The organism is Mesorhizobium sp. M7A.F.Ca.CA.004.06.1.1, assembly GCF_003999135.1.
Classification (GTDB): domain Bacteria; phylum Pseudomonadota; class Alphaproteobacteria; order Rhizobiales; family Rhizobiaceae; genus Mesorhizobium.
The window spans coordinates 1-3966 of the sequence record NZ_RZPQ01000560.1 but is presented as its reverse complement, the minus strand read 5'-3'; the positions used below and the strand labels follow the sequence as shown (position 1 = coordinate 3966).

Genomic DNA, 3966 nt, shown 5'->3' with positions numbered 1-3966 from the left:
TTCGTTGGCAGCGGCGTCGTCCTGCTGATGCGCAGCACGCTTTCGTCGATAACGGACAGCGGCAGCCTGTTCCTTGGCATTTTGTTCGTCACCATTGTGCTTCTGTTCCGCCGCGGCATACTCGGCGAAATCGTGCATTATTCCGTTGACCGCGTTCCACCCGCCGAAATGTCTGGCTCGGGCAGGCGATATGCATCGAAGCCCGATCGGGTTGTCGCTACGGGAGATGCAGCCGATGCCTGATTGTGGCCAGAACATTGGCGAGAGCGCTGGCGGAACCGTGATGCCGCTACTGGAACTGCAGTCCGTCACGATGAGTTTCGGCGGCTTCAAGGCGATCAATGACTTAAGCCTGAAATTCGAGAGAAAGCCGGTTTACGGCATCATCGGCCCTAATGGGGCCGGCAAGACGACTTTGTTCAACGTCTTGAGCGGGTTTTATCGGCCGAAGCGTGGTCGGCTGCTGTTCAACGGCCAGGACATGACTCGTTTACGTGCCGAGCAGTTTGCTCGCCAAGGTATCGTGCGCAGCTTTCAGATCACGAGCATCTTCCCCAATCTCTCGGTCATGGACAATGTCGTGCTGTCGGTGCAGCGCCGAGCAGACGGGGGTACGAAGGCCTTCGCAAAGATCGACTGGCATGAGGATCACCGGCCGGAAGCGTCGGCACTGCTGGATCAGGTCGGAATTCCGTCCTCTTTGCGCGGTCGACCCGCAGGGGACCTGCCATATGGCCGCAAACGCGCCTTGGAGCTCGCGATTTCCCTGGGAGCACACCCAACGATTCTCCTTCTCGACGAACCAACCGCTGGGATGACGACGGCAGATGTATCGCGTACGACGGACCTTATTGCGCAACTGTCCGTCGACCGCATGATCATCGTCGTGGAGCACAACCTCGGTGTCATCGCAAATGTCGCCGATGAGATCATTGTGTTGCAGCAGGGGGCGCTTCTAACGCGCGGTCGCTACGCCGACGTCCGACAGGATCCCCGGGTGATAGAAGCCTATTTGGGAAAGCGCCATTGAGCATGCTGGAGATAACGGATCTCGACGCCTATTATGGCGAAAGCCATATTTTGCAGGGCGTCAACTTGTCTGTCCAGACTGGCGAAGTGGTAACGTTGGTGGGGCGAAACGGTGCCGGCAAGACCACGCTGCTGAAGTCGATCATCGGCGATATTCCGCGACGAACCGGGAGCATCCGCTTCATCGGAACCGAAATCATCGATCTCTCGCCTGAGCGGATTTGCAAGATGCGGGTCGGTTTTGTGCCGGAAGACCGCGGAATTTTCTCGACGCTGAACGTATACGAGAATCTGTCGATCGGCCGTGCGAACGGAGACACCGCCTGGCCGCTCGACCGGATCTATGAGTATTTCCCGATCCTCAAAACCCGGCGCTCGCAAAAGGCCGCGTCGTTGTCGGGTGGGGAAAAGCAGATGCTAGCGATAGCGCGGCCCCTTTACATGGGCGCTTCGTTTCTGATGCTCGACGAGCCGACAGAGGGGCTGGCACCTGTCGTGGTCGATGCGATCGGTGCACTGATCAAAGATATCAAGTCCACAGGACTGACCATTCTCTTAGTCGAGCAGAATCTTCAATTCGCCGCCGAGGTCGCCGACCGGTACTACGTAATCGAAAATGGAAAAATCGTCAGAGAAATGACGAACCATCAGATGGCCGAAGATCAACAAAGTCTTCTTGATCACCTCGGAGTGTGAGGCACGACCAGGATGTTGTCGAGCTCCGGATGGCAATGGCGAATCAAACCTTTGACAACGCCCATCCTCGAGCTCCGCTGCCCGACCGCGAAAACGCCGGGGCACGCTCATGCGCGCTGTCGCCGATCCTGGCCTGCGCTGTCCCAGGACATCTCGATCGCAACGACACAGCCGAGTTACGCGCGAGGGCCAAGCCAACTTAGCGTTATGGTCAAAATGCAGTGATTGATCTTCTCTGTGGATTGCACTGAGGCACCCCTCCCAAAAAACTAATTGTCTTCTTGGTCTTAGGTTCGCCGGACCATACGAGAGAATATGAAGGAAACCGGTTGGCTAACCATCCCCTCTACGTATTGATTGTATATGCAAAGTTGACCCGCAGAGGCTAAAACAGTCGTTATTCGTCAGTGGTTTACGAAGCGGTTCGTCCATTTTGATTCAGGAAGCTGATCCAGCTATTTCGCTGCCCGAATTTAACTCATACCGAATGGCAGCTTTGCGTCCAATATCGGCCGTTCGGCCTCACCGGCATCGATCCCCCCAAAAGCGGCCGTTCGTTCCTCCGGGCAAGCGGTCGCTCAGGAATGCCTGGCTTCGGATAATCCAGTCAGTCCGCTTTGTGGGAACGGTGGGTCATAAGCAGCCGCATAGATTGGCTGAGAACGCCGTTGGCGGATGAGCATGGGAACGCGTTCCATTACCGGCGACGGCTTTCCGCCAGATGTCGGCTACACCGACGTTCGCCCCCGCAATGAAGCGTCACCTATGAACTCGGTCGGAGACAGTCGTTGTAGGGCGAGAACGTAGCGTTCCGACGCATCCGGAGGAGTTTTCAGTTGAGATTAAACGAACAAGCCCGGCCGTGAGGTCAGACGTCCGGCGGCCGAAACTCACGTACGACCTCGAACACGCCGGGCTCGAAAATCACAGTTTCCATGATCTCTCGAAGCGCGCTCATCGAGCTGCTGCCTGCGCGCATCGCCTGATATTCCGCGAGGCTTCGCCAGCGCGCATACATCACAACCCGCTCGCCATCCAGGCTCAGATGCAGTGTCGCGCCTTCGAAGCCAAGGGCCGTCGCGACCGACTCTTCTGTGACTTTGGTTAGCAGAGCTATCAATTCCGCCGGCTCTTCTGCCTTCAACCGGAAGGTGTTGATCAGAATGACGCGGCGCTGTTGTTTCGGCATCACGAAGCCCTTCCTTCCACGTGCGGCTGTGCGTCTTCAGAACCTGAGGCCGCCGCAGCTTGCAGCACGGCTTGCAGTTCCTGGTCGAGACGCTGCGCGACGACGTCAACCAGCGGGTCGCCGAACTGGCGGAAAACGGCGGCGGGCCGGTCGTACTCGAACGCCGAGCCTTCTCCGTCCTCTCGCAACAGGACGCGGATGGGTGCGTAAATCCCGGCGGAAAGCTGGTGGCGGGTCATCTTCGAGGCCGTAAGCGGGTTGCCAATGTCATACTGGATGGAGCGCCGCTTCTGGCCTGCGATCGCCAACAGCGCGCCATGGTCCCGGAAGCCGAAAATCGACAGGTTCGCCGAAGCTTCGAGCTCGCGCAAAGCGCGCTCGGCCTCGCCGTATCGCAGTAGTGTGAATATCCCATCGTCGATCCGCGGGACGAGGCTCTCAAGCCTGGCCTTCGTCTCGGTGAAGGGATTGGCGGATCGGATGGTGATGTGCTCGTTTGTGAACGGGCGTGTCTCGACCGTGGGGGTGGCCATTGGCTGTCTCCAAATGATGAGGGGCGGGATTTCGAGAGCGATTAGAAGGTTATTGACTTGCCCTGAGGACCTTCTCCACCCGCGCCGCGAGACCAAGGAGCGCGCGATCCTCGCTTTCTGGCCCGTCGAGCTCGAGGCCGATCGGGAGGCCATGGCTGTCAAGGCCGATCGGCAGGCTGAGCCCGGGTAGTCCAGCAGCGCTGGCGGGAATGGTGTTGTTGGCCAATGCCCGGAAATCAACCGCCTGGCCGCCCACGGTGAATTGCATCTGGCGCTCAACCCTCGGTGCCGTGCAGGGCGTCGTCGGGAAGATCAGCGCGTGGGCACCATGCCGCGTGAAAATCTCGCTCATGCGTTCCTTCACCGCCAGGCGGTCGGCAGTCAGGGCGTGATAAGCCTGCTCACTCAGGTAGCCCGGCGCGCCGGGTATGACGAAGTGGTCCCAGGCGTCCTTGACGCCTGCGCGCAGACCCACGTGCAGATCCTTGAAGGCGACGGGGATCGCGTGTCGCTCCAGGA

5 protein-coding genes and 1 pseudogene are annotated in these 3966 nt (G+C 58.9%); 3 read left to right on the top strand and 3 right to left on the bottom strand.

Going from position 1 to position 3966, the window contains the following annotated elements; translation table 11 throughout:
- The 3 genes and pseudogenes from EN906_RS37420 to EN906_RS25700 form a co-directional block, all read left to right on the top strand.
- Nucleotides 1-243 (top strand): annotated as a pseudogene (locus EN906_RS37420) (hypothetical protein); the annotation flags it as partial.
- A gap of 40 nt (nucleotides 244-283) precedes the next feature.
- Nucleotides 284-1030, top strand: coding sequence for an ABC transporter ATP-binding protein (locus EN906_RS25705; protein WP_024504922.1), 747 nt, complete (start codon nucleotides 284-286; stop codon nucleotides 1028-1030).
- 2 nt (nucleotides 1031-1032) lie between these two features.
- Nucleotides 1033-1725 (top strand): ABC transporter ATP-binding protein, encoded by a 693-nt coding sequence (locus tag EN906_RS25700; RefSeq protein WP_127267179.1) that lies wholly within the window; start codon nucleotides 1033-1035, stop codon nucleotides 1723-1725.
- Nucleotides 1726-2593: 868 nt separating this feature from the next.
- On the opposite strand, the gene EN906_RS25695 is transcribed toward EN906_RS25700, so the two are convergent.
- The 3 genes from EN906_RS25695 to EN906_RS25685 all read right to left on the bottom strand — a co-directional run.
- Nucleotides 2594-2914, bottom strand: coding sequence for an antibiotic biosynthesis monooxygenase (locus EN906_RS25695; RefSeq protein WP_127269693.1), 321 nt, complete (start codon nucleotides 2912-2914; stop codon nucleotides 2594-2596).
- Nucleotides 2914-3447 carry a DUF302 domain-containing protein gene (locus EN906_RS25690; protein ID WP_127269695.1) on the bottom strand — a complete coding sequence of 178 codons (534 nt, stop codon included), beginning with the start codon at nucleotides 3445-3447 and terminating at the stop codon, nucleotides 2914-2916. Before EN906_RS25690 ends, EN906_RS25695 begins: the two co-directional genes overlap by 1 nt.
- Nucleotides 3448-3496: 49 nt before the next feature.
- On the bottom strand, nucleotides 3497-3966 hold a 470-nt coding region (locus EN906_RS25685; RefSeq protein WP_245484331.1), incomplete at its 5' end, for an amidase family protein.